Origin of the sequence: Rhodoplanes tepidamans (assembly GCF_030813915.1) — a bacterium.
Lineage (GTDB): Bacteria > Pseudomonadota > Alphaproteobacteria > Rhizobiales > Xanthobacteraceae > Rhodoplanes > Rhodoplanes tepidamans.
Window position 1 is genome coordinate 18,933 of sequence record NZ_JAUSUJ010000038.1, and the last position, 25,690, is coordinate 44,622.

Genomic DNA, 25,690 nt, shown 5'->3' on the forward strand with positions numbered 1-25,690 from the left:
CGGGCGCCGCAGGGCCGCCGGACGACGTCGCTATGGAATCGAGTTTTCGGTGGCGGGTCAGTATAGTGGCGCCGGGGAACCGAGCACGAGGGCCATGCTGAGCGTCGTCATCCCGACCCGCGACCACGAGCGGGCGCTGGTCCGCACCCTGGCGGTGCTGGTCGGCGCGGCCGTCGCCGGCGCGGTGCGCGAGGTGATCGTCGCCGAGGGCGGCTCGTCCGACGAGACCGCCAAGGTGGCCGAGATCGCCGGCTGCACCGTGCTGGTGTCCGACGCCCCGCTGGGGGTGCGGCTGCGCGCGGCCGCGGCGGCGGCCCGGGCCTCCTGGCTCCTGTTCCTGCGCCCCGGGACGATGCCCGAGACCGCCTGGGTCGAGGAGGCGACGCGCTTCGTCGAGGACGCCGAGCGCCGCGGCACGCTGGAGCTCGCGGCCGTGTTCCGGGCCGAGACGCTGGGCGCCGTCCCGTCGCTCGGCGGCCAGGCGATGGCGCTGCTGCGCGAGGCGGTGCGCCGCCGGCCCTCGCCGGACCAGGGCCTGCTGATCAGCCGGCGGCTCTACGACAGCGTCGGCGGCCATCCCGATTCCGACGATCCGGAGACCGGTCTGCTGGCGCGGGTCGGTCCGCGGCGGCTGGTGCGGCTGCGCAGCGGCGTGTCGGGGGCGGAGCCGCCCGGCTGATATTTGACTCGGTCAAGTATTTATGGAACGGTCGGCCTCGTCCCGCCGAGAGATCCGCCATGCCGCAGCCCCGTCCCGCCGCCTCCGCCGTCCATGATCCCGACACCGCGACCCTGCGCGCGCCCGAAAGCCCGGCGGCGCAGCGCCCTCCGGCGGCGCGCCTCGACGCGGTGCGGCGGTTCAACCGCGCCTACACGCGCCGCATCGGCCTGCTGCAGGACGGCCTCGTCGACACGCCCTTCTCGCTCACCGAGGCGCGGGTGATCTACGAGATCGCCCAGATCGCCGAGACGGCGCCCGGCACCACGGCGACCGCGATCGCCACCGAGCTCGGCCTCGACCACGGCTATCTGAGCCGCATCCTGAAGCGGTTCGAGAAGGCCGGCCTCGTCGCCCGGCGCCCGTCGCCCCAGGACGGCCGGCAGAGCCTGCTCGCCCTCACCCCCGACGGAACGAAGACGTTCGCCGAGCTGGTCCGCCGCTCGCGGGACCAGGTCGCCGCGATGCTGGCCGGCCTGCCCGAGGCGTCGCAGCAGCGCCTCGTCGCGGCGATGCGGACGATCGAGACCCTGCTGGCGCCTGACGGCGCGGCGCCGGACGACACGGCCCCCGCCGTGGTGCTGCGGCCGCACCGACCGGGCGACATGGGCTTCGTGCTGGCCAGCCACGGCGCCGTCTACGCCGCCGAGCAGGGCTGGGGCGCCGGCTTCGAGGCGCTGGTCGCCGACATCCTCGCCGACTTCCTGCGGACCTTCGATCCGGCACGGGAGGGCTGCTGGATCGCCGAGCGCGGCGGCGTGCCGGTCGGCAGCGTGTTCCTGGTCGACGGCGGCGACGGCGTCGCCAAGCTGCGGCTGCTGCTGGTCACGCCGGAGGCGCGCGGCCTCGGCGTCGGCCGGCGCCTCGTCGAGGCCTGCATCGCCTTCGCCCGCGCCCACGGATACCGCGCGATCTCGCTGTGGACGCAGAGCATCCTGGTCGAGGCGCGCGGCCTCTACGCCTCGCTCGGCTTCACGCTGGTCGAGCAGGCGCCGCACTGCAGCTTCGGCCACGACCTTCTCGGCGAGACCTGGCGCCTCGAGCTCGGCTGACCGTACCGGCGAACCACCCTGCCAGACCTCTCGGACCGCCGAGCGGCAATCCGTCGCGCGGCGTTCGGGCGCTCCGTCTCCGCCGGCGCGGAACGCCGGCACCGGCCGTCGGTTTCTCGGCGGGAGCCGCCGCACGGGGGCTCGGGAGCAGGAGTGGCAGAATGCTGCAATTCGTTCGTCCTCTCGTCCGCGCCTCGGCGGCGGCCGCCGTCACGGCGGCCATCACGGTCTCGGCCGCCGCCCAGACCACCACGGGCGCCCGGCCCGACGTCCACTACGTGCCGACCCCCGAGCCGGTCGTCGAACGGATGCTGGAGCTCGCCGATCCCAAGCCCGGCGAGCTCCTGATGGACCTCGGCTCCGGCGACGGCCGCATCCCGATCACGGCGGTGAAGAAATACGGCGTCCGCGCCATCGGCATCGACATCGATCCGGTCCGCATCTCCGAAGCGAAGGCCAACGCCAGGGAGGCGGGCGTCGAGGACAAGGTCGAGTTCCGCCAGGAGAACCTGTTCGAGGCCGACATCGCCAAGGCCGACATCGTCACGCTCTACCTGCTCGAAAGCCTCAATCTCAGGCTCCGGCCGCGCCTGCTCGCCGAGCTGAAGCCGGGCACCCGCATCGTCTCGCACTCCTTCTCGATGGGCGACTGGGCCCCCGACCGCCGCGAGACCGTGGACGGCCGCCAGGTCTACTTCTGGACCGTCCCCGAGAAGCGGGCGCAGCAGTGACCGGCGCGGGCCGGCGGCCCGATCCCGGGCCGTCGCCCCGCCGCTGCCGGAGCGCATGAGGGTCGCCATGAGCGAGCAGGATCGCGCCGCGCCCCGTCCCACCCTGTCGGTGCTGGACGGCATCGGCCTCGTCGTCGGCGTGGTGGTCGGCATCGGCATCTTCAAGACGCCGTCGCTGGTCGCCGCCAACGTGGACGGCGCCCTCGCCTTCATGGGGCTGTGGCTGCTCGGCGGCCTGATCACGCTGGCCGGCGCGCTCGTCTACGCCGAGCTCGCCGCCCGCCACCCCAGCGCCGGCGGCGAGTACACGTTCCTGTCGCGCGGCCTCGGCCGGCCGACGGCCCTGCTGTTCGCCTGGGCCCGCATCTCGGTGATCCAGACCGGCGCGATCGCCGCGGTCGCCTTCGTGTTCGGCGACTACGCCCAGGCCGTGCTGCCGCTCGGCCCGCATGGCGGGCCGATCTACGCCGCGGCGGTGCTCGCCGCCGTGACGGCCGTCAACCTGCGCGGCACCCTGCACGGCAAGATCGCCCAGAACCTCCTCAGCGCCCTCACCTTCGCGGCGATCCTGGCGATCGTGGTGCTCGGTCTGGTGCTCGGCGCCCCGGCGGAGCCGCGCACCGCGGAGCCCTCCGCGGAGCCCTCGGCCGGCGGCGCGCCCGGCCTCGCCATGGTGTTCATCCTGCTCACCTACGGCGGCTGGAACGAGGCCGCCTACATCTCGGCCGACGTCCGCGACGGGCGGCGCACCATGCTGCGGGTGCTGATGCTCGGAACCGTGCTGATCATGGCCGTCTATCTGCTCGCCAACCTCGCCTATCTGAGCGTGCTCGGGCTCGACGGCATGCGCGGGAGCAGCGTGGTGGCGGCCGACCTGATGGAGCGCACCGTCGGGCCGGCCGGCGCCGTCCTGATCAGCCTCGCCATCTGCGTCGCCGCGCTCAGCACCCTCAACGCCTCGATCTTCACCGGCGCCCGCATCTATCACGCCCTCGGCGCCGACCTGCCGGCGCTGCGCGCCGTCGGCACCTGGGACGCCGACGGCAACAATCCCCGCCGGGCGATCCTGGTGCAGAGCGGCATCGCGCTGGCGCTGGTGCTGTTCGGCGCGCCGCAGCGCGACGGCTTCCAGGCGATCGTCGAGTACACGGCGCCGGTGTTCTGGTTCTTCATGCTGCTGGTCGGGATCTCGTATCTCGTCCTGCGCCGCCGCGACGACCACGCACCGCGGCTGCTGACGGCGCCGCTCCTCTATCCGGCCGTGCCGCTGGTGTTCTGCGCGGCCTGCGCCTGGCTCCTCTATGCCAGCCTCGTCCATACCGGGCTCGGCGGACTGGTCGGGGTCGCGGTGCTGGCCGCCGGCGTGCCGCTGATCCTGCTAGCCCACCGCCGCGGCCGGCTGGTCCCGGCCGAATAGAAGGTCGCGCGACATGCCGGCGAGCTCCGGCGGACCGGTCGGCGATCCGCCCGACGACGTGCTGATCGTCGGCGGCGGCCACAACGGCCTCGTCTGCGCCGCCTATCTGGCCCGGGCGGGACTGCGGGTGCGGGTGCTCGAGCGCCGCGGCGTGCTCGGCGGCGCCACCGTGACGGAGGAGTTCCACCCGGGATTCCGCAACTCGACCGCCGCCTACACGCTGAGCCTGCTCGCCCCCAAGGTGATCCGCGACCTGGACCTGCACGGCCGGGGCCTGCGCATCGTCGAGCGGCGCGCCCAGAACTTCCTGCCGACCCTGGACGGCCGCTCCCTGCTCACCGGCGAGGGACGGACCGTGGCGGAGATCGCCCGGTTCAGCCCGCGCGACGCCGAGCGCTATTCCGGCTACGCGGCGGAGCTCGGCGTCGTCGCCGGGGTGCTGCGCGACCTCGCCCTGCAGGCGCCGCCCAACCTGGTGCCGGCCTTCGACCGCCGCGCCCCCGGCGAGCTGCTGCGGCTGCTGCGCCTCGCCGCGACGCTGCGGCGGCTCGACCTGGCGCAGGCCCGCGCCTTCTACGACCTGTTCACCCGCTCGGCCGCCGACCACCTGGACGGCTGGTTCGACTCCGAGCCCGTGAAGGCGCTGTTCGGCTTCGACGCGGTGGTCGGCACCTATGCGAGCCCGGCGACGCCCGGCACCGCCTATGTGCTGCTCCACCACGCCTTCGGCGAGGTGAACGGCAAGCCCGGCCAGTGGGGCCACGCGATCGGCGGCATGGGGGCCGTGGCCGACGCGATCGCGGCGGCGGCGCGGGCGCACGGCGCCGTCCTCGAGACCGACGCCGACGTCGCCGAGATTCTGGTCGAGCAGGACCGCGTCGCCGGCGCCGTGCTGCGCGGCGGCCGGGTGCATCGCGCCCGCGCCGTGGCGGCGGCGATCGAGCCCAAGCGCTTCTACGCGATGGTGCCGCAGGAGGCGCTGCCGCCGGCCTTCGCGCGGCGCCTGCGCGGCTGGACCTGCGGCTCGGGCACGTTCCGCATGAACGTCGCGCTGTCGCGGCTGCCGAGCTTCACGGCCCTGCCCGGCCACGACCTGCAGGACCACCACACGGCCGGCATCGTCCTGGCGCCGAGCCTCGCCTACATGGACCGCGCCTACCTGGACGCCCGCCGCTTCGGCTGGAGCCGGGAGCCGATCGTCGAGATGCTGATCCCCTCGACCCTCGACCCGACGCTGGCGCCGGAGGGCGCCCATGTGGCGAGCCTGTTCTGCCAGCACGTCGCCCCCGCACTGCCCGACGGGATGGTGTGGGCCGAGCATCGCGAGGCGGTCGCCGACCTGATGATCGACACGGTGGAGCGCTTCGCGCCGGGCTTCCGCGCCAGCGTGATCGCCCGCACGGCGCTCGGCCCGCAGGACCTCGACTCGGTGTTCGGCCTGACCGGCGGCGACATCTTCCACGGCGCCATGACGCTCGACCAGATCGGCCCGGCCCGGCCGATGCTCGGCCATGCCGACTATCGCGGCCCGATCGCCGGGCTCTACCACTGCGGCGCCGGCGCCCATCCGGGCGGCGGCGTCACCGGCGCCCCCGGCCACAACGCCGCCCAGGCGATCCTGCGCGACCTTCGCAGACGCGGGAGGCGGTGAGGCGGGAGTCCGACCGATCGGCTCCGGGTCATTCCGGGGCGCGCGCCAGCGCGCGAACCCGGAATCCAGCGGCGCGCACGAGATCGTGGGTCGATTCCGGATTCGCGGCTTCGCCGCGCCCCGGACTGACGACGGACGGATCACCCCCGCGCCGGGCTCACGCCGTCGCGCCCTTGGACTTGGGGCGGCGCAGGTGCTCGTCGAGGCGCGGCATGATCTCGACGAAGTTGCACGGGCGGTAGCGGTAGTCGAGCTGGTGGACCAGGATGTTGTCCCAGGCGTCCTTGCAGGCGCCGGGCGAGCCCGGCAGGCAGAACACGTAGGTGGCGCGGGCGACGCCGGCGGTCGCCCGGGTCTGGATCGCCGAGGTGCCGATCTTCTGGAAGCTGACCAGCAGGAACAGGCTCGAGAACGCCTCCATGCGCTTCTCGAACAGCGGCTCCACCGCCTCCGGCGTCACGTCGCGGCCGGTGAAGCCGGTGCCGCCCGTGGTGATCACCACGTCGATCTCCGGATCGGCGATCCAGGTCTCGACCCGGCTGCGGATCGCGGCGACGTCGTCGACCACGATGGCGCGCGCCGCCACCGTGTGGCCGGCCGCGGTGATCCGCTCGACGAGGGTCGCGCCGGACTTGTCGTCCTCGGGCGTGCGGGTGTCGGACACGGTCAGCACCGCGATCTTGAGCGGCACGAACTGGCGCGAGTCGTCGAGGCCGGGCATGCGAATCTCCGAATCGGGCCGGCCCGCGCACCCTGCGCGCGGCAGGCCCGGTGCCGCACGATGGCGTCCGCCCCGGCGGGCGTCAATCGCCCGTCGGGAGGCGGCGTCCTGGCCCGTCGTTCCGGGGCGGCGCACTCGGGTCGGCGCTTCGCGCCGCCCGAGCACAGGCTCCGCGCCGAACCCGGAACCCAGCCCAGGATGCCGATCGTGCCGTTGGATTCCGGGTTCGCGCCTGCGGCGCGCCCCGGAATGACGGAGGGATTCGCCCTCTATGGGCGGACAGAGAAACCGCTCACGCCGGGGTCGGCGTGCGGTCGTGCGGGGCGCCGGCCTCGTCCCAGGCGGTGACGCGGCCGTGCTCGTTGTCGATCAGCAGCATCAGGTCGAAGTAGCGGATCGTCGGATAGCCGCCGGTGCGCCGCTTGATGCCCTCGCGCCAGGCGTCGTCGTGGGCCCGCTGCGCCGCCTCGATCGACGGCCAGACGTAGATGCCGCCGCCGGTCCCCGCGGCGTCGCCGAGGCCGAGCAGGAAGTGCTTGCGCAGGAGCTCCCGGTTGGCGCTCCACTTCGGGATGGTGGTCTCGGCGTCCGCGAGCACGCGGGCGCGATCCCAGCCCTCCGGCGATTCGAAGGTGACGAACTCGACGATCATGGCAGGCCCTCTGCAGAGGCGCGCCGGCACGGACCGTCCGGACGCGGCGCGCGAAAAAGCACGCCGCTCCCTTATCACAGACTCTGGGCCTGGAACGTATTGCAGGCCGCAACCGAGCCCTGCTTGAGGCCGGTCTCGAACCAGCGCTGGCGCTGGGCCGACGAGCCGTGGGTGAAGCTGTCCGGCACCACGCGGCCGCGCGCCTGCATCTGCAGCTTGTCGTCGCCGATCGCCGCGGCGGTGCGCATCGCCGCCTCGACGTCGCCGGGCTCGATCAGGTTCCACTTCTGGTCGGAGAAGTGCGCCCACACGCCGGCGAAGCAGTCGGCCTGCAGCTCGACCCGGACCTGCAGCTTGTTGGCCTCGACCTTGCTCATGCCGCGCTGCATCTCCTGCACCTTGGGCAGGATGCCGAGCAGGTTCTGGACGTGGTGGCCGACCTCGTGGGCGATCACGTAGGCCTGGGCGAACTGGCACGACTTCGAGCCGACGTCGCAGCCCTTGAAGCGGCGCTCGATCTCGCGGAAGAACGAGGTGTCGAGATAGATCTTCTTGTCGGCCGGGCAGTAGAACGGCCCCATCGACGCCTGGGCGACGCCGCCGCAGGGCTGGTTCGTCACCTCGTTGTAGAGCACCAGGACCGGCGCCCGGTAGGTCTTGCCGCTCTTGGAGAAGACCTCCCTCCACTGCACCTCGGTGCTGCCGAGGACGCGGGACACGAACTTGCCCATCTGGTCGTCGGGGCTGCCGGTCTGGCGCTGGCTCGACTGCGCCGGCGCCTCGCGATGGCTGCTCCCGCCCACCATCTCGGCGCCGCCGATGAGGATGCGCGGATCGATGCCGAGCGCCCAGCCGATCAGGCCGAGCACGACGATGGTGCCGATGCCGAGCCCACCGCCGCCGCCCATGCCCATCGGCATGCCGAAGCCGCCGCGGCCGCCGCCGTCGTCGCCGCGCCGATCCTCGACGTTCTCGCTCTCAGGCAGGTTGTCCCAGCGCATCGGTTCTTGCTCCGTCGCCTCGCGCGGACGCCGCGCCACCTCGGGGACGCCCGGACGGACACGTCCGCCCGGAAGGGCTCGCCCGCGCGTCTGGCGAGAATATGGTCCATGACAATTTACGGCGCCAGCCCGCCTCCGGGATTAAGCCGATTTTTACCTTGGTCGGCGACATTCCTGGGGTCGGTTGAAGGTCTCGCGTCGCCGATCGCGTCGCTCAAGTAGAGTACCGAGTCATGGGTGTTACGCGTCGCGGGGCGTCCGTCAGGACGCCCCGCTCAACTCCCCGCCCCGCCCCGTCGTTCCGTGTCGTCACGGGAGACTGCGTGGCCGAGATGTCGAAGCTGCCGGCCGCCTCGGTCGACCTCGTCTTCGCCGATCCGCCCTACAACCTGCAGCTCCAGGGCGACCTCAAGCGTCCCGACGATTCGCGCGTCGACGCGGTCGACGACGCCTGGGACAAGTTCGAGAGCTTTTCGGCCTACGACGACTTCACCCGCGCCTGGCTGCTCGCCGCGCGCCGCGTGATGAAGCCGTCCGCCACCCTGTGGGTGATCGGCTCCTATCACAACATCTTCCGGGTCGGCACGATCCTCCAGGATCTCGGCTTCTGGATCCTCAACGACGTGATCTGGCGCAAGTCGAACCCGATGCCGAACTTTCGCGGGCGCCGCTTCACCAACGCGCACGAGACGATGATCTGGGCGGCGCGCGAGCCCAACGCCAAGGGCTACACGTTCAACTACGAGGCCCTGAAGGCCGGCAACGAGGACGTCCAGGTCCGCTCCGACTGGACGCTGTCGCTGTGCACCGGCGAGGAGCGCCTGAAGGACGGCGCCGGCAAGAAGCTGCATCCGACCCAGAAGCCGGAGGCGCTGCTGGCGCGCGTGATTCTCTCCTCGTCGCGCCCCGACGACCTGGTGCTCGACCCGTTCTGCGGCACCGGCACCACCGGCGCGGTGGCCAAGAAGCTCGGCCGGCGCTTCGTCGGCTTCGAGCGCGACGGCGCCTATGCCGAGGCGGCGCAGGCCCGCATCGATTCGGTGCTGCCGCTGCCGGCGGCGAGCGTCGCCCCGTTCCAGACGGCGCGCGAGGCGCCGCGCGTCCCGTTCGCGGCGCTGATCGAGCGCGGCATGGTATCGCCCGGCACCACGCTCACCGACGCCAAGCGGCGCGTCACCGCGCTGGTGCGCGCCGACGGTGCCGTCAGCCTCGGCGAGACGGTCGGCTCGATCCACCGCATCGGCGCCATCGCGCAAGGGCTGGACGCCTGCAACGGCTGGACCTTCTGGCACGTCGAGACCGACAAGGGCCTCGCCCCCATCGACACGCTGCGCGCCGCCTTCCGGGCCGAGCAGATGCAGGCGGCGGAGTAGGCGAGTCGGCGATTACGCGCGGGCCAGTCGTCCCGACCCGAAACTCGTCATGGCCGGGCTCGTCCCGGCCATCCACGCTCTTCCGCACCGAGCGTCAGCGAAGACGTGGATGCCCGCGACGAGCGCGGGCATGACGACTCGAACCATTGCACCGCTCGGGGCTGGTCGCACGTCCGCTCACCGCGCCGCCGTCACCTGGATCTCGATCTTCAGGTCGGCGCCCTGCAGGAGCGCCTCGATGCAGGCGCGCACCGGGGTCGCGCCCGGCACCACCCAGGCGTCCCACACGGCGTTCATCTCGTCGACGGTGCGGATGTCGCTGAGCCAGATCGTCGCGCTGATCAGCTTCGACTTGTCGGTGCCGGCCTCGGCGAGCAGCCGGTCGATCTCGCCGAGAATCTCGGTCGTCTGCGCCGCGAGGCTCCGGCCGGCCGTCTCCTCGGCGGTGAGGCCGCGCAGATAGACGGTGTCGCCGTGGATCACGACCGCGCTCATGCGCGGGCCGACATGCAGACGCTGGAGAGTCATCGGGGGCTCCGTTTCGGCTTGCTGATTCGGGGGGACGGGTCCGGCGGCGCCGGCTTCGGGTCGATGCCGGCATGGGCCAGCACCTTGCGCATCACGTTGGGAAACGCCTCGCCGGCGATGTCGCCTTGCGCGACCCAGCGGGTCCCGGCGGGCGCATCGACACCGGCCGGAACGGCGGCGACGAAGACGAAGAGCTCGAGCGGGAAATGCGTGAAGACATGGGTGACGACGCCCGGCAGGCGCCGCCAGCCCGGCGCGACCGCGTCGAGACCGGGCGCGTGATCGAGCGCGTTCTGCGGCGAGAAATCCGCCGACCACGCGGTCGTCGGCACCTCGGTCATGCCGCCCAGGAGCCCCTTCTCCGGACGCGAGCGCACCAGCACGGCGCCGTCGCCGCGCACCGCCACGAAGGCGGCGCCGCGGCGCAGCGTCCCCTCCTTCTTCGGCGCCTTTCGCGGGAAGCCCTCCGGATCGCCGCGGCGGCGCGCCGCGCATGGCTCCGACCACGGGCACAGCACGCAGGCCGGCGACTTCGGGGTGCAGATCGTCGCGCCGAGATCCATCAGCGCCTGCGCGAAGTCGCCGGCGCGGCCGGCCGGCTCCAGCGCGTCGGCGAGCGCCCGCAGCCGCGGTTTTCCGCCCGGCAGTTCCTCCTCGAGCGCGTGCAGCCGTGTCAGCACCCGCTCGACATTGCCGTCGATCGGCACGACCGGCACGTCGAAGGCGATGGCGGCGATCGCGTTCGCCGTGTAGTCGCCGATGCCGGGCAGCGCCCGCAGGGCGTCCACGGTCCCGGGAAACACGCCGCCGTGACGCTCCGCCACGGCCCGGGCGCAGGCGTGCAGGTTGCGGGCGCGGGCGTAGTAGCCGAGGCCGGCCCACAGCCGCAGCACCGAATCGAGCTCGGCGGCGGCGAGGTCCCGCACGGTCGGGAACGCCGCCGTGAAGGTCCGGAAATACGGCACCACCGCCTTGACGGTGGTCTGCTGCAGCATGATCTCGGACAGCCAGACGGCATAGGGGTCGGCCCTCACGCCGGCCGGCGCCCGCCAGGGCAGCACCCGGCGGTGGCGGTCGTACCAGCCGAGCAGCGCGGCGGTCAGCGCGGCGGCGTCGGGCCGGCGCGCGGGGGCGAGGCGCGCGGCGGACGGCGTTCGCGGGAGGCGCGGCTTTCGCCCGGCGGGCGGCACTGCTACGGTCATGCCGCTCCTCTGACAGAGGCCGGCGCCGCGAACAAGCGCCGGCCAGACCCCGAACCGGAGCCCATCCGAGTCCCGCCCATGCCGCCGCCGGTCCGGTCCCGCCCCCGCCCCCTCGCCGACCTGGTCGGCCCCGCGCTGACGCCGGCCTTCCGGCGGCAGGGCTTCGCGGCGACCGAGATCGTCACCCACTGGGACGACATCGTCGGGGCCGAGGTCGCCGGCATCGCCGAGCCGATGAAGATCGAGTGGCCGCGCCGGCGCGAGGCGACCGACGCGCAGGAGCCCGCCACCCTGGTGCTGCGGGTGGAAGGGCCGGCGGCCATCGAGGTGCAGCACATGGCCGGCGTCATCGTCGCCCGCATCAACCAGTATTTCGGCTGGCCGGCGGTCGGACGGCTGGCGATGCGACAGGCGCCGCTGCAGCGCCGCCGGCAGAAGAAGGCCCGGCGCGGCCCGGACTCCGAGGCCGTCGCGGCGGCCGCGGCGGCCCTGCCCCCGCTCGCCGACCAGGGGTTGCGCGACGCGCTCGCCCGGCTCGGCGCGGCGGTGAAACGCCGCTGACCGGCCCGCGGCCGGCTCCGTGGCCGGCCCGGCCGGCCGGGCCGTCGTTCAAGCGGACGTGAACGCGGCGCTGCCGCCACAAATCCGCGCCAGATTGCCCTTTTTGTGCAAACCCGCTAGCCAACCGCTCGCGCTTCCGGAGGAGCCGGACGCAGCGCAGCCGAAGAGGATCCCCGTGCCCGTCACTCGCCGCCAACTCGTCACCAGCGCCTCCTGCCTGGTCCTCGCCGCCGCGATCGGGGTTCCGGTGACGGCGCGCGCCGACACGGTCGACGTGGCGGAGCTGATGAAGCCGAGCCCGCTCGGCGAGATCACCATCGGCAAGGCGGACGCCCCGGTCACCATCGTCGAGTACCACTCGATGACGTGCTCGCACTGCGCCCATTTCTTCCGCGACGTGCTGCCCGCCATCAAGGAGCGCTACGTCGAGACCGGCAAGGTGCGCTTCGTGCTGCGCGAGTTCCCGCTCGACCCGCTCGCCGCCGGCGCCTTCATGCTGGCGCGCTGCGCCGGCGAGGGCAAGTACTACCCGATGGTCGAGACGCTGTTCACCCAGTTCAACAAGTGGGTGGTGCAGAACCCGATCCCGCCGCTGCTCGGCATCGCCAAGCAGGCCGGCTTCACCCAGCAGAGCTTCGAGGCCTGCCTGCAGAACCAGAAGCTGCTCGACGGCATCGACGAGGTGCGCAAGCGCGGCTCGCAGACCTTCAACGTGCAGTCGACCCCGACCTTCTTCGTCAACGGCGAGCGCGTCGTCGGCGCCCTGCCGCTGGACGAGTTCGTCAAGGTGATCGAGAAGCATCTCAAGGCCTGATCCTTCAGCAGTAGCAAGGACTTGAGCCGGACCGCGGCGGCGCGGCGGCGCCGCTCCGCGGGCCCCGGGAGGGGCCGCGCCGGGGCGGCGGCACGGCCGGCGGCGGTGGACAAGCCGGCCGCCCCTGTTGCGTTCGCGGCCGCGATCGATTCATTCTCCGCCGCGATGCGGCAGACCTCGACCTTTCAGGGCCCGGGCCCTTTCCTCGCGTGCGCGACGGCGATCCCGTCCCGCGCGGCCGAAGCCATGCGTCCTGCGGGGGGAGCACTCCTGTCATGAAGTTCAAGCGGCTGCGCCTGATCGGCTTCAAGTCCTTCGTGGAGCCGACCGATTTCGTCATCGAGCCGGGCCTCACCGGGGTCGTCGGCCCGAACGGCTGCGGCAAGTCGAACCTCGTCGAGGCGCTGCGCTGGGTGATGGGCGAGGCGTCGCACAAGGCGATGCGCGCCGCCGACATGAACGACGTGATCTTCTCCGGCAATCACAAGCGCCCGGCCCGCAACACCGCCGAAGTCCAGATCCTGATCGACAACGCCACCCGCACGGCGCCGGCCCAGTTCAACGGCGACGACACGCTGGAGGTGTCGCGCCGCATCGAGCGCGAGCAGGGCTCGGTGTACCGGGTCAACGGCCGCGAGGTGCGGGCCCGCGACGTCCAGATCCTGTTCGCCGACGCGTCGTCGGGCTCGCGCTCGCCGGCGCTCGTCCACCAGGGCCGCATCGGCGAGATCATCCAGGCCAAGCCCGAGCAGCGCCGCCGCGTGCTGGAGGAGGCCGCCGGCATCTCCGGCCTGCACGCCCGCCGCCACGAGGCCGAGCTGCGGCTGCGCGCCGCCGAGCAGAACCTGACCCGGCTGGAAGACGTCATCGGCCAGCTCGCCCAGCAGATGGAGTCGCTCAAGCGCCAGGCCCGCCAGGCGGTGCGCTACCGGGCGCTGTCCGGCCATGTGCGCAAGGCCGAGGCGACGCTGTTCCACGTCCGCTGGAGCCAGGCGACCGCCGAGGTCGCGGCCGCCGAGGCCGCCAAGGACGAGAGCTCGCGCGCGGTGGTCGAGTTCACGGCGGCGCAGGGCGAGACCGCCACGGCCCAGGCGCTCGCCGCCGCGGCCCTGCCGGCCCTGCGCAACGCCGAGGCCGAGGCGGCCGCCGCCCTGCAGCGCCTCGTCTCGGCCCGCGACGCCCTGGAGCGCGAGGAGGCCCGCGCCAACGAGCGCATGGCCGAGCTGATCCGGCGCGCCGAGCAGATCGCCCGCGACCGCGATCGCGAGGCCCAGATGCTGGCCGACGCCGACGGCACCATCGAGCGCCTGGAGGCCGAGCGCGAGACGCTGCAGGGCGATCTCGAGGCCGCCGCCGAGCGCCGTGCCGAGATCGACGAGCGGGTCGCCGTCGCCGACGAGTCGGTCGGCGCGACCGAGAAGCGGCTCGCCGAGCTGACCGCGGCGCTCGCCGACGTGGCGGCGCGCCGGCGCCAGCTCGAAAGCGCGATGCGGGCCCAGAGCGAGCGGGCGAGCCGCACCGAGAGCGAGCTCGCGAGCGTCACGGCCGACCTCGACCGGATGATGGCCGAGGCGAACAGCGCGGTCGATCTCGACGCGCTCGCCGAGGCGGTCGAGGCCGCCAACGAGGCCGCCGCCGAGGCGGAGGCCGCGTCGGTGCGGGCCGAGGCGGCGCATTCCGCGGCCCGGCAGGCCCTCGACGTCGCCCGCCAGCCGCTCGCCGAGGCGGAGCGCCGCGCCAACCGGCTGGAGACCGAGGCGAAGACGCTGGCCAAGGTGCTGCATGTCGACGCCAAGCAGATGTGGCCGCCGGTCATCGACGCGCTCAAGGTCGACAAGGGCTACGAGACGGCGCTCGGCGCCGCGCTCGGCGACGATCTCGACGCGCCGGTCGAGCCGAGCGCGCCGATCCGCTGGACGCTGGCGGAGGGCGACGGCACCGACCCGGCCCTGCCCGACGGACTGGAATCGCTCGGCGCCCACGTCTCGCAGGCGCCGGCGGAGCTGAAGCGCCGCCTCGCCCAGATCGGCGTCGTCGCCCGCGCCGACGGCCCGCGCCTCGCCGCGCAGCTGAAGCCCGGACAGCGCCTCGTCTCGCTCGACGGCGACCTCTGGCGCTGGGACGGCTTCGCGGTGGCGGCGCATGCGCCGACCGGCGCCGCCCGCCGGCTCGCCGAGCGCAACCGGCTGGCCGACATCGAGCAGGAGCTGGCGGTCGCCCGCGCCGAGGTGGAGACCCGCCGGGCCGCCGTCGAGGCCGCCCAGGCCGAGGTGCGCGAGGCGGCCGAGCAGGAGCAGGCGAGCCGCGGCGCCCGCCGCGACCTGCAGCGCGCCGCCGACGCCGCGCGCGACCGCCATGCCGCCGCCGAGCGCGAGCTCGGCCGGCTGACCGCCCGCCGGGCCGGCCTGGTCGAGGCGCAGTCGCGCCTCGCCGCCACCCGCGACGAGGCCCGCGCCGCCGCCGAGGAGGCCGCCGCCGCCCTGGAGGAGCTGGAGCCGACCGACCGGCTGGAGGCCGATCTCGCCGAGGTCCGCACCCGCGCCGGCGTCGAGCGCGCCGCCCAGGCCGAGGCCCGCGCCGCCGCCCAGGCGCTCGCCCGCGAGATCGATCTGACCACCCGCCGGCTCACCACCGTGGCAGGCGACATCGAGGCGTGGCGGAACCGCAAGCAGAACGCCGGCGGCCAGATCGAGACGCTGGCGGCGCGCCTCGCCGAGACCGAGGCCGAGCGCGAGGAGCTGTCCGACGCGCCCGCCCACTTCGCCCTCAAGCGCCGCGCCCTGATCGGCGAGGTCGAGACCGCCGAGGCCGCCCGCCGCGAGGCCGGCGACCGGCTCGCCGCCGCCGAGACGGCCCAGCGCAACGCCGACAAGGCCGCCAACGTGGCGCGCGACGCCATGGCGACGGCGCGCGAGCAGGCGGTGCGCGCCGAGGAGCGCTTCGAGGCGGCCAAGCGCCGGCTCGCCGACGTCGCCCGCGAGATCAACGACGTGCTGGAGGTCGAGCCGGCCGCGCTGCTGGCGATCGCCGAGCTCGCCCCGGAGGCCGCCCTGCCCGAGCTGTCGGCCGTGGAGGAGAAGCTCGACCGGCTGCGCCGCGAGCGCGAGCGGCTCGGCGCCGTGAACCTGCGGGCCGACGAGGAGCTGCGCGAGATCGAGCAGCAGCACACCACCCTGACCACCGAGCGCGAGGACCTGGTCGCCGCCATCAAGCGGCTGCGCCAGGGCATCCAGAGCCTCAACAAGGAGGCGCGCGACCGCCTGGTCGCCTCGTTCCAGGTCGTCAACGAGCACTTCAAGCGGCTGTTCGCCAGCCTGTTCGGCGGCGGCACGGCGGAGCTGCAGCTCACCGAGAGCGAGGACCCGCTGGAGGCCGGCCTGGACATCCTCGCCAAGCCGCCCGGCAAGAAGCCGGCGACGCTGTCGCTCCTCTCGGGCGGCGAGCAGGCGCTCACCGCGATGGCGCTGATCTTCGCCGTGTTCCTCACCAATCCGGCGCCGATCTGCGTGCTGGACGAGGTCGACGCGCCGCTCGACGACCACAATGTCGACCGCTTCTGCGACCTGCTCGACGAGATGATCAAGTCGACCGACACCCGCTTCGTGGTGATCACCCACAATCCGATCACCATGGCGCGGATGAACCGGCTGTTCGGCGTGACCATGGCGGAGCGCGGCGTGTCGCAGCTCGTCTCGGTCGATCTCGAGGCGGCCGAGAAGATCATCGAGCAGGCGGTCGCCTGAGCCGGCGGGCGGCGGCTCCGCTACCGCCCGGCCCTGCCCTCCGGCCCGCGCGCATCGTCCGGCGCCGTCCCGACCCGACATCCCGAAGAATTGTCCGGCGCGCCGCCCCGCGGCCGCCGGCCGTCCGGAATCGTGCCGAGATCCCGGTGTAAGTTGTTGGTCCGCGCGGGAACTGCGACGTTCAGTGGCGGTTCACCTGGACGTGCGACCATGTCGCGCGACAAAGCGGGCGAGGCGACAAGACCCTTCGGAGAACAACGGACCATGCGTTTCTGGACAAAAGGGTTGCGAGGCGGCCTGGTGAGCGCGCTGGCCATCGGGGCGACGGTGATGTTCTTCGGCGCGACCACCACGGCGGACGCCCAGCGCGGCGGCTTCCGGGGCGGCGGCGGCGGCTTCCACGGCGGTGGTGGAATGCGGATGGGCGGCGGCGGCTTCGCCGGCCCGCGCATGGGTGGCGGCGGCTTCCGGGGCGGCTTCGCCGGGCCCCGGATGGGCGGGCCGCGCTTCGTCGGAGGCGGCGGTCCGCGCTTCGTCGGACGGCCCGGCTTCGTGAGAGGCCCGCGGTTCTATGGCGGCGGCGCGCGGTTCGTCGGCGGCCCGCGCTATGTCGGGCGCCCGATCTATCGCGGCGGCTATCCGGGCTGGCGGCGCGCCTACTGGGGCGGCCGGCCCTACCGCTGGCGGCGTCCGTGGATCGCGCCGGTCGTGGTGGGTGCCGGCTTCTACGGCGCCGGCTACTACGGCTCGTGCTGGCGCTGGCGCTTCACCCCGTGGGGCTGGCGCCGCGTGAACGTGTGCGGCTGGGGCGGCCCGTACTGGGGCGCCGCCTATCCGTGGGGCTGGTGAGCCAGACGCTCGGCCGCGACGACGATCCGGCGGCGAGCGACCATCTGCGACGATCTGCAGGAGAGCCCTTCGGGGCTCTCCTTTCGTTTGGGGCTTGTCGTTCCGGCGCGCGTTGCGATGACGGTGCCGCCGGCATCGAACCGGACGGCGCCGCCGCGCGACCAAGGGGTGCGGCCGGCGGGGGGACGACGACGCCGCACGCCCCGCTCCGGCTTCCGCTATAGTGAGCGGCCGGCCATCGCCGGCCTGCGCCCGTCTCGGAGCCCCTCCATGTCCACCACCGCCTGGATCGTCATCGGAGTGATCGTCGCGCTGATCCTCTGGGTGATCACGATCTACAACGGCCTGGTCGCGATGCGTCAGCGCGTGAACCAGTCCTTCGCCGACGTCGACGTCCAGCTCAAGCAGCGCCACGACCTGATCCCCAATCTGGTCGAGACCGTGAAGGGCTACGCCGCGCACGAGCGCGGCACCCTCGAGGCGGTGGTCGCCGCCCGCAACCGCGCCATCTCGGCCCAGGGGCCGGACCAGCAGGTCGCCGCCGAGAACCAGCTCACCGGCGCGCTGCGCCAGCTGTTCGCGCTGTCCGAGGCCTATCCGGACCTCAAGGCCAACCAGAACTTCCAGCAGCTCCAGACCGAGCTCTCCGACATCGAGAACAAGCTCGCGGCGGCGCGGCGCTTCTTCAACAACGCGGTCAGCGAGTACAACACCGGCATCCAGCAGTTCCCGGCGGCCCTGTTCGCCGCCTCCTTCGGCTTCCACCCGCAGACCTTCTTCGACGTCGGCGAGGAGCGGAAGACGCTGGAGCAGGCGCCGGCCGTGAAGTTCTGAGCCGCGACCGGTGTCGCCGGAGTTGTCATGAAGTGAAGTACCCCCCACCCCCGACCCCTCCCCACCACGCGCTTCGCGCGCGGGCGGGAGGGGTGGGAAAGCGCTTCGCCCCCCTCACGTAAGGGACGCCGAGCGCATCGACTCCCCTCCTCCGAATTGCGTCAGCAATTGGCGGGGAGGGGTCGGGGGTGGGGGGCTCTTCCTCTCGATCACGTCCCTCGGAAGCGCCATGGCCTACGGGCTCTACACCCACATCCAGTCGAACCGGCGGCGCTCGGTCGTCCTGCTGATCGGGCTGTTCGGTCTCGTCTACGTGATGGTCTACGCCGGCGCGCTCGCCGGCGAGGCGCTGACCACCGACGCGTCGCTGCCCTGGCTGCTCATGAAGGCGCGGCAGGACTTCGTCGTCGCCTTCCCGTTCGCCACCGTCGGCACCGGCCTGTGGATCGCGATCGCCTGGCGCTTCCACCAGGCGATGATCGACGCCGTGACGGGCGGCCGCGACGTCACCCGCAAGGACCAGCCGCGACTGTACAATCTGCTGGAGAACCTGTGCATCTCGCGCGGCATCCCGATGCCGAAGCTGAAGATCGTCGAGAGCGACGCGCTCAACGCCTTCGCCACCGGGCTGAACGAGAAGCAGTACGCCGTGTCGGTGACGACCGGGCTCCTGGAGCGGCTCGACGACGCCGAGATCGAGGCCGTGCTCGGCCACGAGCTGACCCACATCCGCAACGGCGACGTCCGCCTGATGGTGATCGCCGTGATCATCGCCGGCGTCATCTCGTTCGTGGCCGAGCTGGTCTTCCGCATGGGCCTGCGGGTGCGCTGGAGCGGCGGCTCGCGCAGCTCCGGCGGCGGCGACCGCGGCAAGGGCGGGGCCGGCGCCGCCCTGCTGATCGCCGTCGTGCTGGTGGCGGTGGCCTGGCTGCTCTCCTCGGTGATCCGCTTCGCGCTGTCGCGCTCGCGCGAGTTCCTGGCCGACGCCGGCGCCGTCGAGCTCACCAAGAATCCCGACGCGATGATCTCGGCGCTGCGCAAGATCGAGGGGCGCGGCGAGCTCGAGGGCGCCACCTCGGCCGTGATGGAGCTGTGCGTCGACAACCCGCGCCAGGGCTTTTCCGACCTGTTCGCCACCCACCCCTCGGTCGACAGCCGGGTGGCGGCGCTGGTGAAGTTCGCCGGCGGCCACGATCCCGGGCCGATCGCCCTGCCCCCGCCCGGCGAGCCGTTTCCCCCGGAGGAGACCGGCGAGGCCGAAGCCCCGCGGCACGGCCCCTGGGGCGACGTCCCCGACCCGGCCGGCACGCCCGGCACGGCCGGCACGACCGGCACCGCCACACCTCCGGCGGCGCCGGACCCCTCGTCCGGAGACGGCCAGGGGCGCAGCCCGCTGCCCGGCCAGGGGCCCGGCGGGGTGCCGAATCCGTTCCCGATTCCGGGTCCGTGGGGCCCGCGACGCTAGGTCCGCCCCCGCCGCCGTGGATTCCGGCGGTTTCGCGGCCCTTCCGACATGCGCGCGCGATCGGGCTGGCGTAACCTGCCGGCAGTGATTCGCTCTCTTTCGGAAGGATCGTCATGGCGAGCCCAGCCGTCGTGCTGGTGGGGGCAGACAAGGGCGGCGTGGGCAAGACGACGGTCGCCCGAACGCTGCTCGACTACCTGCTGGCCCGCAAGCTGCCGACCCGCGCCTTCGACACCGAGTCCCCGAAGGGGACCCTGAAGCGCTTCCATCCCGACATCACCGAGATCGTCGACATCACGACGGTGGCGGACCAGATGCGCATCTTCGACTCGCTCACCGACGCGCAGGTGACCGTGATCGACGTGCGGGCCGGGCTGCTCACCCCGACGCTGCGGGCGCTGCGCGACATCGGCTTCACCGACGCCGCCCGCAAGGGGCAGATCAGCCTGACCCTGTTCCACATTCTCGGGCCGTCGATCTCGTCGCTGGAGGAGATCGCCGAGACGTCCGAGCACGTCAGCGGCACCAAGTACCACCTGGTGAAGAACTTCATCAACAACACCTCGTTCTTCGAGTGGGACCAGGCCACCTACGACAACTACTTCAAGCGGCTGCAGGGCGTCTCCGAGATCACCATCCCGAAGCTCAACGAGATGGCGGCCGAGCAGGTCGAGCTCGCCTCGGTGCCGTTCCTCACCTTCGTGGCCAACAAGACCGCCAAGGCCGAGACCGCCAACTACTCCTTCGTGCTGCGCGGCTATGTCCGCTACTGGCTGAGCCACGTCTGGGCCGAGTACGACCGCATCAAGCTGTCCGAGCATCTCGGCCCCCGCGACGTCGTCCCGCTGCGGGCCGGGCAGACGGGGTGAGGCCTCCTGCCGTCGTTCCGGGGCGCCGCGCGGCGGCGAACCCGGACTGACCAGACAGGGGCGCGGCCCTTTCGCGGCCCCCCTCCCGCTTCCCGGTGGAGAACCGGCCCCGCCGCCCCGCCCCGCGCCTGCACCGCTTGCATCGGCAAAACTCCGCCGCGATAACAGCCGCCGTCCGTCCCGCGGCGCCCGAGGGCGCGGCGGGCGAAGCCATGCCCCGATGCCCGCACGGTCGTCCCGCTGCCGACATCGACCGGTGCCGTCCCGGCCGGGAGGGCGCGCCGGCAGCCGAGGAACGAGGATGGAATTCGACAATGCGTTCGAGGTGCCGCTGCCGCCCGAGCAGGCGTGGCCGCTGCTTCTCGACATCGAGCGGATCGCCCCCTGCATGCCGGGGGCCGAGCTGACCGAGGTGGTGGACGACCGGACCTACAAGGGCCGCACCCATGTGCGGCTCGGGCCGGTGGCGCTGTCGTTCGGCGGCGTGGTGACGTTCGAGGAGATCGACGCGGCCGCCCGCGCCTGCAAGGTGACGGCCCAGGGCACCGACAGCAAGGGCCGCGGCGGCGCCAACGCCACGGTGGCGTTCCGCATCGAGCCGTCGGCGGGCGGTTCGACCGTGAAGGTCCACACCAGCCTGGCGCTCACCGGCACGGTCGCCCAGTACGGGCGCAGCACCGCCATCGTGCAGGCGACCGCCGCCCAGCTGATCAAGCAGTTCGCCGAGGCCCTGCGGGCCGAGCTGGCCGCGAACCCGCCGGCCGCGGCGGCGGCCCCGGCGGAGACCGCATCGGCGGCCCCGGCCGCGGCGGCGGCCCCGACGGAGACCGCATCGGCGGCCCCGGCCGCGGCGGCCACGGATGCGCCGCCCCCGCCCCGGCCGGCCGCGCAGCCCGCCGCCCGGCCCGCGGCGAAGCCGATCTCCGGCTTCGCGCTGGTGACGGCCGTGATCCGCGCATGGATCCGGCGCCTGTTCGGCCGGAGCTGACGGCCGATGCACGACCTCCTCTACCGCCTCGCCTGGCCGGCCCTGAAGCGGCTCGATCCCGAGCAGGTGCACCGGCTCGCCGTGGTGTCGCTCAAGCGCGGGCTGATGCGCCCGACCGCCGCGGCCGACGACCCGATCCTCGCCACCCGCGTGTTCGGCCTCGACTTCGCCAACCCGATCGGCCTCGGCGCCGGCTTCGACAAGCACGCCGAGGTGATCGACGCGATGTTCGGCTTCGGCTTCGGCTTCGTCGAGGCCGGAACCGTGACGCCGAAGCCGCAGCCCGGCAATTCCGGCCAGCGCCTGTTCCGGCTCGACGAGGACGAGGCGGTGATCAACCGCTTCGGCTTCAACAGCGAGGGGCTGGAGCCGTTCGTCGAACGGCTGAAGGCGCGGCGCGCGAAGGGCGCGCGCGGCGGCATCGTCGGCGCCAACATCGGCAAGAACCGCAGCACCGAGGACGCCGCCGCCGACTACGAGACCTGCATCGCCGCGGTGGCGCCGCTGGTCGACTACGTGGTCGTCAACGTCTCCTCGCCCAACACGCCGGGCCTGCGCGGGCTGCAGGCGCGGGCGCCCATCGAGGCGCTGGTCGGCCGCGTGCTCGCCGCGCGCGACCGCGTCGGCGCGGCCGGGGCCGAACCCGCGCCGAAGCGGCCGCCGATCCTGCTCAAGGTCGGGCCCGATCTCGACGAGGACCAGGTGCGCGACATCGCCGAGGTGGTTCTCGACACCGGCGTCGACGGCCTGATCGTCGGCAACACCACGGTGACGCGGCCGCCCACCCTGCGCAGCCGCTGGCGCGACGCCGAGGGCGGGCTCTCGGGCCGGCCCCTGATGGGGCTGGCGACCGAGTGCCTGCGCTCGATGTACCGCCACACCCAGGGCCGGGTGCCGATCATCGGCTGCGGCGGCGTGTCGAGCGGCGAGGACGCCTACGTGAAGATCCGCGCCGGCGCCTCGCTGGTGCAGCTCTACTCGGCGCTGGTCTACAACGGCCCGGGCTTCGCCGTGACCATCAAGCGCGACCTCGCCGCCCTGCTCCGCCGCGACGGCTTTGCGACCATCGCTGCCGCCGTGGGCGCGGATCACCGGCCCCTGTGACCTCTCCCGCGAGGGGCGAGGGCGTCGCCGCCGCCGCCCGACCTCACGCGCGGGAGATCGTGATGCGGTCGAGCGTGATGCCGGCGGCGGGCTCGCGGCGCAGGCCGAGCGGCCAGGCCGCGACGGTCTCGGGCACCGTGAAGCGGACGGCCGCGTCCCCGCGCCCGTCCACCACGGCCTCGACGCGGCTCTCCACCCGGCCGGCGATGTCCCACTCCAGCGCCGCGGGCGCTCCGGCGTCGATCGCGATCGACACGGTGCCGCGGCGGCGCGCCCCGCTCGGCAGGCCCGCGAAGACGACGCGCCACGACCCGGTCTCGGGCAGCGGCAGCGTCAGGGCGGCGCTGCGGCCCTGCATCGGTGCCCCCGCCGCATCCGGCGCGGCCCAGCCGTGCTCCAGCAGCGCGCGGCCGGCAGCGGCGCCGGCCGCGAACCCGAGCTCGACCGTGCCGGTGTCCTCGAGCATGCGCCGAACCGCGGCGCTCGCCGCCAGGCGCTGCACGGCGCGATCGAGCAGGTCGCCGCCGCAGCCGCCGGCGAAGCGCGGTGCGGTGTCCCCCGACGCGATCGCCGCCGCGACGGCGGGCAACGCGAACCGCGTGCACGCCTGCGCCACCACCGCGGCCGCGAAGGCGACCGGCTCGGCCGCGGGATCGTAGAACAGGAAGCGGCCCTCGCGCGGCCGGCACAGGCGGTCGAGCACCACGCCGAGCGCGACCTCGCGCTCCGCCTCGGCGACCAGCGGCCACAGCGTCTCCAGCATGCCGAGGCCGTACTCGATCCACACGGCGCGCTTCCACGCCGGCTCGCGCCTGTGCCACCTGGTCGAGACGCTGCCGGCGTGCTTGCGCTTGTAGTAGAGCGGGCCCGGCACGCGCAGGAGATCGCCCTCGCGCGCCAGCTTCGCGAGCCAGACGAACTCCTCGTGGGCGCTCTCGAACGGCGTCCGCCGGATCGGCCCGGTGCGGGCGATCGCCGCCGTCCTGATCAGGCCGCGGAACGGCACGCCATTCATGCTCTCCAGCACCGCGAGGGCACGGTCGCGGGCGAAGCCGGTGACCGACGGACAGACCGCCAGCGCGGTCTCGCCCTCGGTCCATTGCAGGTCGCTGTAGAGACAGACGGCCGCCGGATTCGCGTCGGCGGCGGCGAGCAGCGCGGCCAGATAGTCGGGCGTGACGACGTCGTCCTGCTGCCAGTAGCAGAAGAACGCGCCGCGCGCCTGCGCCATCAGCCAGTTGATGTTGCCGTCCCAGCCGAGCCGCTCCTCCTGCATCACGCGCACGACGCGCGGCTCGTCGAGGAACGGCGCGCAGGCCGCGGCGGTGTCGCGGTCGCCGCCGTCGACCGAGATCAGCACCCGAAAATCCCGGCAGGTCTGTGCCGCGATCGAGCGCAGCGTCTCGCCGATGTGGGCGGCGCCGGCGAAGGCCGGAACCCCGATCAGGATGCGTGCGTCGGTCTCGATCATGTCCTGGTTCCGTCCGGCGTCGGCGGTCGGGCCGGCCGGCGTCGTGCGCGCGTCATGCCGGCGGGTTGCGAGCCTGCGGCCCTGTCGATAAGTTGTTCGCCTCTGACATTGCAAGGCCACCTTGTCTCGATGACGACATGACGGGTTTCGAGTCTCTGACGGCGTTCGGCGGCGTGGTACGGCCGATCCGGATCGCCTCGCGCCGGGATGCCCGGGGCGCGCTGCATCCCTTCGACTATGCCGACCTGCCCTTCGTGCCGCGGCGCGTGTTCGTGGTCGAGCCGTCGGCGGCCGGCACGGTGCGGGGCGGCCACGCCAACACGAAGGCGCGCCAGCTCCTGGTCCGGCTCGCCGGCACGATCGACGTCGCGCTCTGCCACGCGGGCCGCGAGGCGCGGGTCCGGCTCGACGCCACCGAGACGGCGCTGCTGCTGGAGCCACTGGTGTGGGCGGAGCAGACCTACGTCACGCCGGACGCACTGCTGATGGTGCTGGCCAGCGAGCCGTTCGATCCCGGCAGCTACATCGGCGAGCGGCCGGCGGCCGGCGGGCGCGGCGACGGATGACGCGGCATCGCGCGCGGCGCATCGGCATTCTCGGCGCCGGCATCATGGGGTGCAGCCTCGCCCTGCTCCTCGCCCGACGCGGCCTGCACGTCACCCTGATCGACGCCGCGGCGGAGCCGTTCGCCGCCGCCAGCCGCTGGAACGAGGGCAAGATCCATCTCGGCTGCCTCTACGCCGCCGACCCGTCGCTCGCCACCGCCCGCAAGGTGCTGCCCGGCGGGCTGGCGTTCCGCCGCATCGTCGAGGATCTGATCGGCCGCTCGATCGCCCCGGCGATCTCCAAGGACGACGACCTGTTCGTCACCCACCGCGACTCGGTCGTCGATGCCGATGCGATGGGGCGCTATCACGACGCCGTCGCGGCGCTGGTGCGCGAGCATCCGGACGCCGCGCACTATCTGCACGACGTGCGCGACGCGCGGGCCCGGCGCCTCGCCGAGGACGAGCTGCGGGCCGTCACGCCGTCGGACGCGATCGTCGCCGGCTTCCGGGTGCCGGAGCGCTCGGTCGACACGCTGTGGATCGCCGACCGCTTCGCCGCGGCGATCGCGGCGGAGCGCGGCGTCGCCTTCGTCCCCGCCACGACGGTGCGCGCCGTCGCGGCGCAGAACGACGGCCGCTGGCGGATCGTCGCCGAGCCGGCCGTCGACGCGACGTTCGACGTGATCGTCAACGCGCTGTGGGACGGCCGCGCCGCGGTCGACGCGTCGGTCGGGCTGCGGCCCGACGGGCCGGTCTCCTACCGCTGGCGGCTGTCGCTGTTCGCACGGCTCGCCGCGCCCTGCGACCTGCCGAGCCTGGTGATCGCCACCGGCCCGTTCGGCGACGTGAAGAACTACGACGGCCGCACGCTGTATCTCTCCTGGTACCCGGCCGGCCTGGTGGTCGACGCCGCCGCGTGGCGCCCGCCGCCGGCGCTCGACACGGCCGGCCGCGACCGCGTCGCCGCCGCGATCCTGGACGGGCTCGCGCCCTATGTGCCGGAGCTGGTCGCCCGGGTGCGCGCCGCCGCGACGGTCACGGTGGGCGGCGGCTGGGTGGTGGCGCAGGGCGAGGGCTCGATCGGCGATCCGGCCTCGTCGCTCCACCGCCGCGACCGCTACGGCGTCACCCGCAGCGGCACCTATGTCTCGATCGACACCGGCAAGTACTCGACCGCCCCCTGGCTCGCGGCGCAGCTCGCGGCCGAGATCGCCGGGTGAGCCTGCGTCCGGGTGATCCGTTCGCCGTCATTCCGGGGCGCGGCGAAGCCGCGAACCCGAAATCCAGCGACAATTTCGGAGTCCTCGGCTGGATTCCTGTATCTGTCGGCTGTCACTGGCATAGTGACGAGCTGACGGAGACCGCTCGTTGGATTCCCGGCCCTGCGTGGCCGTAATC

The 25,690-nt window shown here is 73.4% G+C and carries 23 protein-coding genes; 17 read left to right on the top strand and 6 right to left on the bottom strand.

Features of this window, described 5'->3' with window-relative positions; genetic code table 11:
• Positions 1-94 precede the first annotated feature (94 nt).
• The 5 genes from J2S22_RS29080 to J2S22_RS29100 all read left to right on the top strand — a co-directional run bounded on the left by J2S22_RS29080 (position 95) and on the right by J2S22_RS29100 (position 5,569).
• Entirely contained in the window at positions 95-679 is a 585-nt protein-coding gene (locus tag J2S22_RS29080; protein ID WP_272780312.1) for a glycosyl transferase, read from the top strand.
• 59 nt (positions 680-738) lie between these two features.
• Positions 739-1,770: a bifunctional helix-turn-helix transcriptional regulator/GNAT family N-acetyltransferase gene (locus J2S22_RS29085; RefSeq protein ID WP_272780313.1), complete on the top strand. Its 1,032-nt coding sequence runs from the start codon at positions 739-741 to the stop codon at positions 1,768-1,770.
• Between the two features lie 161 nt (positions 1,771-1,931).
• Positions 1,932-2,501, top strand: coding sequence for an SAM-dependent methyltransferase (locus J2S22_RS29090; RefSeq protein WP_272780314.1), 570 nt, complete (start codon positions 1,932-1,934; stop codon positions 2,499-2,501).
• 67 nt (positions 2,502-2,568) lie between these two features.
• Entirely contained in the window at positions 2,569-3,918 is a 1,350-nt protein-coding gene (locus J2S22_RS29095; protein WP_272780315.1) for an APC family permease, read from the top strand.
• A gap of 13 nt (positions 3,919-3,931) precedes the next feature.
• Positions 3,932-5,569: a phytoene desaturase family protein gene (locus J2S22_RS29100; protein ID WP_272780316.1), complete on the top strand. Its 1,638-nt coding sequence runs from the start codon at positions 3,932-3,934 to the stop codon at positions 5,567-5,569.
• A gap of 157 nt (positions 5,570-5,726) precedes the next feature.
• Here the strand turns inward: J2S22_RS29100 and moaB are convergent, their stop codons facing one another.
• From moaB to ypfJ, 3 genes are all read right to left on the bottom strand, one after another.
• Positions 5,727-6,290: a molybdenum cofactor biosynthesis protein B gene (gene moaB / locus J2S22_RS29105; protein WP_272780317.1), complete on the bottom strand. Its 564-nt coding sequence runs from the start codon at positions 6,288-6,290 to the stop codon at positions 5,727-5,729.
• A gap of 292 nt (positions 6,291-6,582) precedes the next feature.
• A complete protein-coding gene (locus J2S22_RS29110) occupies positions 6,583-6,942 on the bottom strand; it encodes a hypothetical protein (protein WP_272780318.1) in 360 nt (119 codons plus the stop codon).
• A 74-nt stretch (positions 6,943-7,016) separates the two neighbouring features.
• Positions 7,017-7,943: a KPN_02809 family neutral zinc metallopeptidase gene (gene ypfJ, locus J2S22_RS29115; protein ID WP_272780319.1), complete on the bottom strand. Its 927-nt coding sequence runs from the start codon at positions 7,941-7,943 to the stop codon at positions 7,017-7,019.
• A 233-nt stretch (positions 7,944-8,176) separates the two neighbouring features.
• Here ypfJ and J2S22_RS29120 point away from each other — a divergent pair, with 233 nt between their 5' ends.
• Positions 8,177-9,316 carry a site-specific DNA-methyltransferase gene (locus J2S22_RS29120; protein WP_272840479.1) on the top strand — a complete coding sequence of 380 codons (1,140 nt, stop codon included), beginning with the start codon at positions 8,177-8,179 and terminating at the stop codon, positions 9,314-9,316.
• A gap of 177 nt (positions 9,317-9,493) precedes the next feature.
• On the opposite strand, the gene J2S22_RS29125 is transcribed toward J2S22_RS29120, so the two are convergent.
• The gene (locus J2S22_RS29125) at positions 9,494-9,844 is read right to left on the bottom strand and encodes a RidA family protein (RefSeq protein ID WP_272780859.1); all 351 of its coding nucleotides are present in this window, start codon (positions 9,842-9,844) and stop codon (positions 9,494-9,496) included.
• Positions 9,841-11,046 (bottom strand): A/G-specific adenine glycosylase, encoded by a 1,206-nt coding sequence (gene mutY, locus J2S22_RS29130; protein WP_272780858.1) that lies wholly within the window; start codon positions 11,044-11,046, stop codon positions 9,841-9,843. Before mutY ends, J2S22_RS29125 begins: the two co-directional genes overlap by 4 nt.
• 78 nt (positions 11,047-11,124) lie before the next feature.
• Here mutY and J2S22_RS29135 point away from each other — a divergent pair, with 78 nt between their 5' ends.
• The 9 genes from J2S22_RS29135 (at position 11,125) to J2S22_RS29175 (ending at position 22,273) form a co-directional block, all read left to right on the top strand.
• Positions 11,125-11,607 (top strand): DUF721 domain-containing protein, encoded by a 483-nt coding sequence (locus J2S22_RS29135; RefSeq protein ID WP_272780857.1) that lies wholly within the window; start codon positions 11,125-11,127, stop codon positions 11,605-11,607.
• 175 nt (positions 11,608-11,782) lie between these two features.
• Positions 11,783-12,421, top strand: a complete 639-nt coding sequence (locus J2S22_RS29140) for a DsbA family protein (protein WP_272780856.1) — start codon at positions 11,783-11,785, stop codon at positions 12,419-12,421.
• A 275-nt stretch (positions 12,422-12,696) separates the two neighbouring features.
• Positions 12,697-16,164, top strand: coding sequence for a chromosome segregation protein SMC (gene smc / locus J2S22_RS29145; RefSeq protein WP_307155907.1), 3,468 nt, complete (start codon positions 12,697-12,699; stop codon positions 16,162-16,164).
• 300 nt (positions 16,165-16,464) lie between these two features.
• Complete coding sequence (locus J2S22_RS29150; protein WP_272780747.1) at positions 16,465-17,013, top strand: hypothetical protein; 549 nt, start codon at positions 16,465-16,467, stop codon at positions 17,011-17,013.
• A 270-nt stretch (positions 17,014-17,283) separates the two neighbouring features.
• Positions 17,284-17,847 (top strand): LemA family protein, encoded by a 564-nt coding sequence (locus tag J2S22_RS29155; protein ID WP_272780746.1) that lies wholly within the window; start codon positions 17,284-17,286, stop codon positions 17,845-17,847.
• Positions 17,848-18,076: 229 nt separating this feature from the next.
• Positions 18,077-19,312, top strand: a complete 1,236-nt coding sequence (locus J2S22_RS29160; RefSeq protein ID WP_272780745.1) for a M48 family metallopeptidase — start codon at positions 18,077-18,079, stop codon at positions 19,310-19,312.
• Between the two features lie 113 nt (positions 19,313-19,425).
• Positions 19,426-20,181, top strand: a complete 756-nt coding sequence (locus tag J2S22_RS29165; protein WP_272780744.1) for a P-loop NTPase family protein — start codon at positions 19,426-19,428, stop codon at positions 20,179-20,181.
• A gap of 301 nt (positions 20,182-20,482) precedes the next feature.
• Positions 20,483-21,169, top strand: a complete 687-nt coding sequence (locus J2S22_RS29170) for an SRPBCC family protein (RefSeq protein ID WP_272780743.1) — start codon at positions 20,483-20,485, stop codon at positions 21,167-21,169.
• A gap of 6 nt (positions 21,170-21,175) precedes the next feature.
• Positions 21,176-22,273 (top strand): quinone-dependent dihydroorotate dehydrogenase, encoded by a 1,098-nt coding sequence (locus tag J2S22_RS29175; protein WP_272780742.1) that lies wholly within the window; start codon positions 21,176-21,178, stop codon positions 22,271-22,273.
• A gap of 43 nt (positions 22,274-22,316) precedes the next feature.
• On the opposite strand, the gene J2S22_RS29180 is transcribed toward J2S22_RS29175, so the two are convergent.
• On the bottom strand, positions 22,317-23,744 hold the full coding sequence (locus J2S22_RS29180; RefSeq protein WP_272780741.1) for a glycosyltransferase family 2 protein: 1,428 nt from the start codon (positions 23,742-23,744) through the stop codon (positions 22,317-22,319).
• Between the two features lie 137 nt (positions 23,745-23,881).
• Here J2S22_RS29180 and J2S22_RS29185 point away from each other — a divergent pair, with 137 nt between their 5' ends.
• Together J2S22_RS29185 and J2S22_RS29190 are read left to right on the top strand one after the other, a co-directional pair.
• Entirely contained in the window at positions 23,882-24,310 is a 429-nt protein-coding gene (locus tag J2S22_RS29185; RefSeq protein ID WP_272780740.1) for a sugar 3,4-ketoisomerase, read from the top strand.
• A complete protein-coding gene (locus tag J2S22_RS29190; protein WP_272780739.1) occupies positions 24,307-25,512 on the top strand; it encodes an FAD-dependent oxidoreductase in 1,206 nt (401 codons plus the stop codon). The genes J2S22_RS29185 and J2S22_RS29190 overlap by 4 nt, the downstream gene beginning before the upstream one ends.
• The last annotated feature ends 178 nt before the right edge of the window (positions 25,513-25,690 follow it).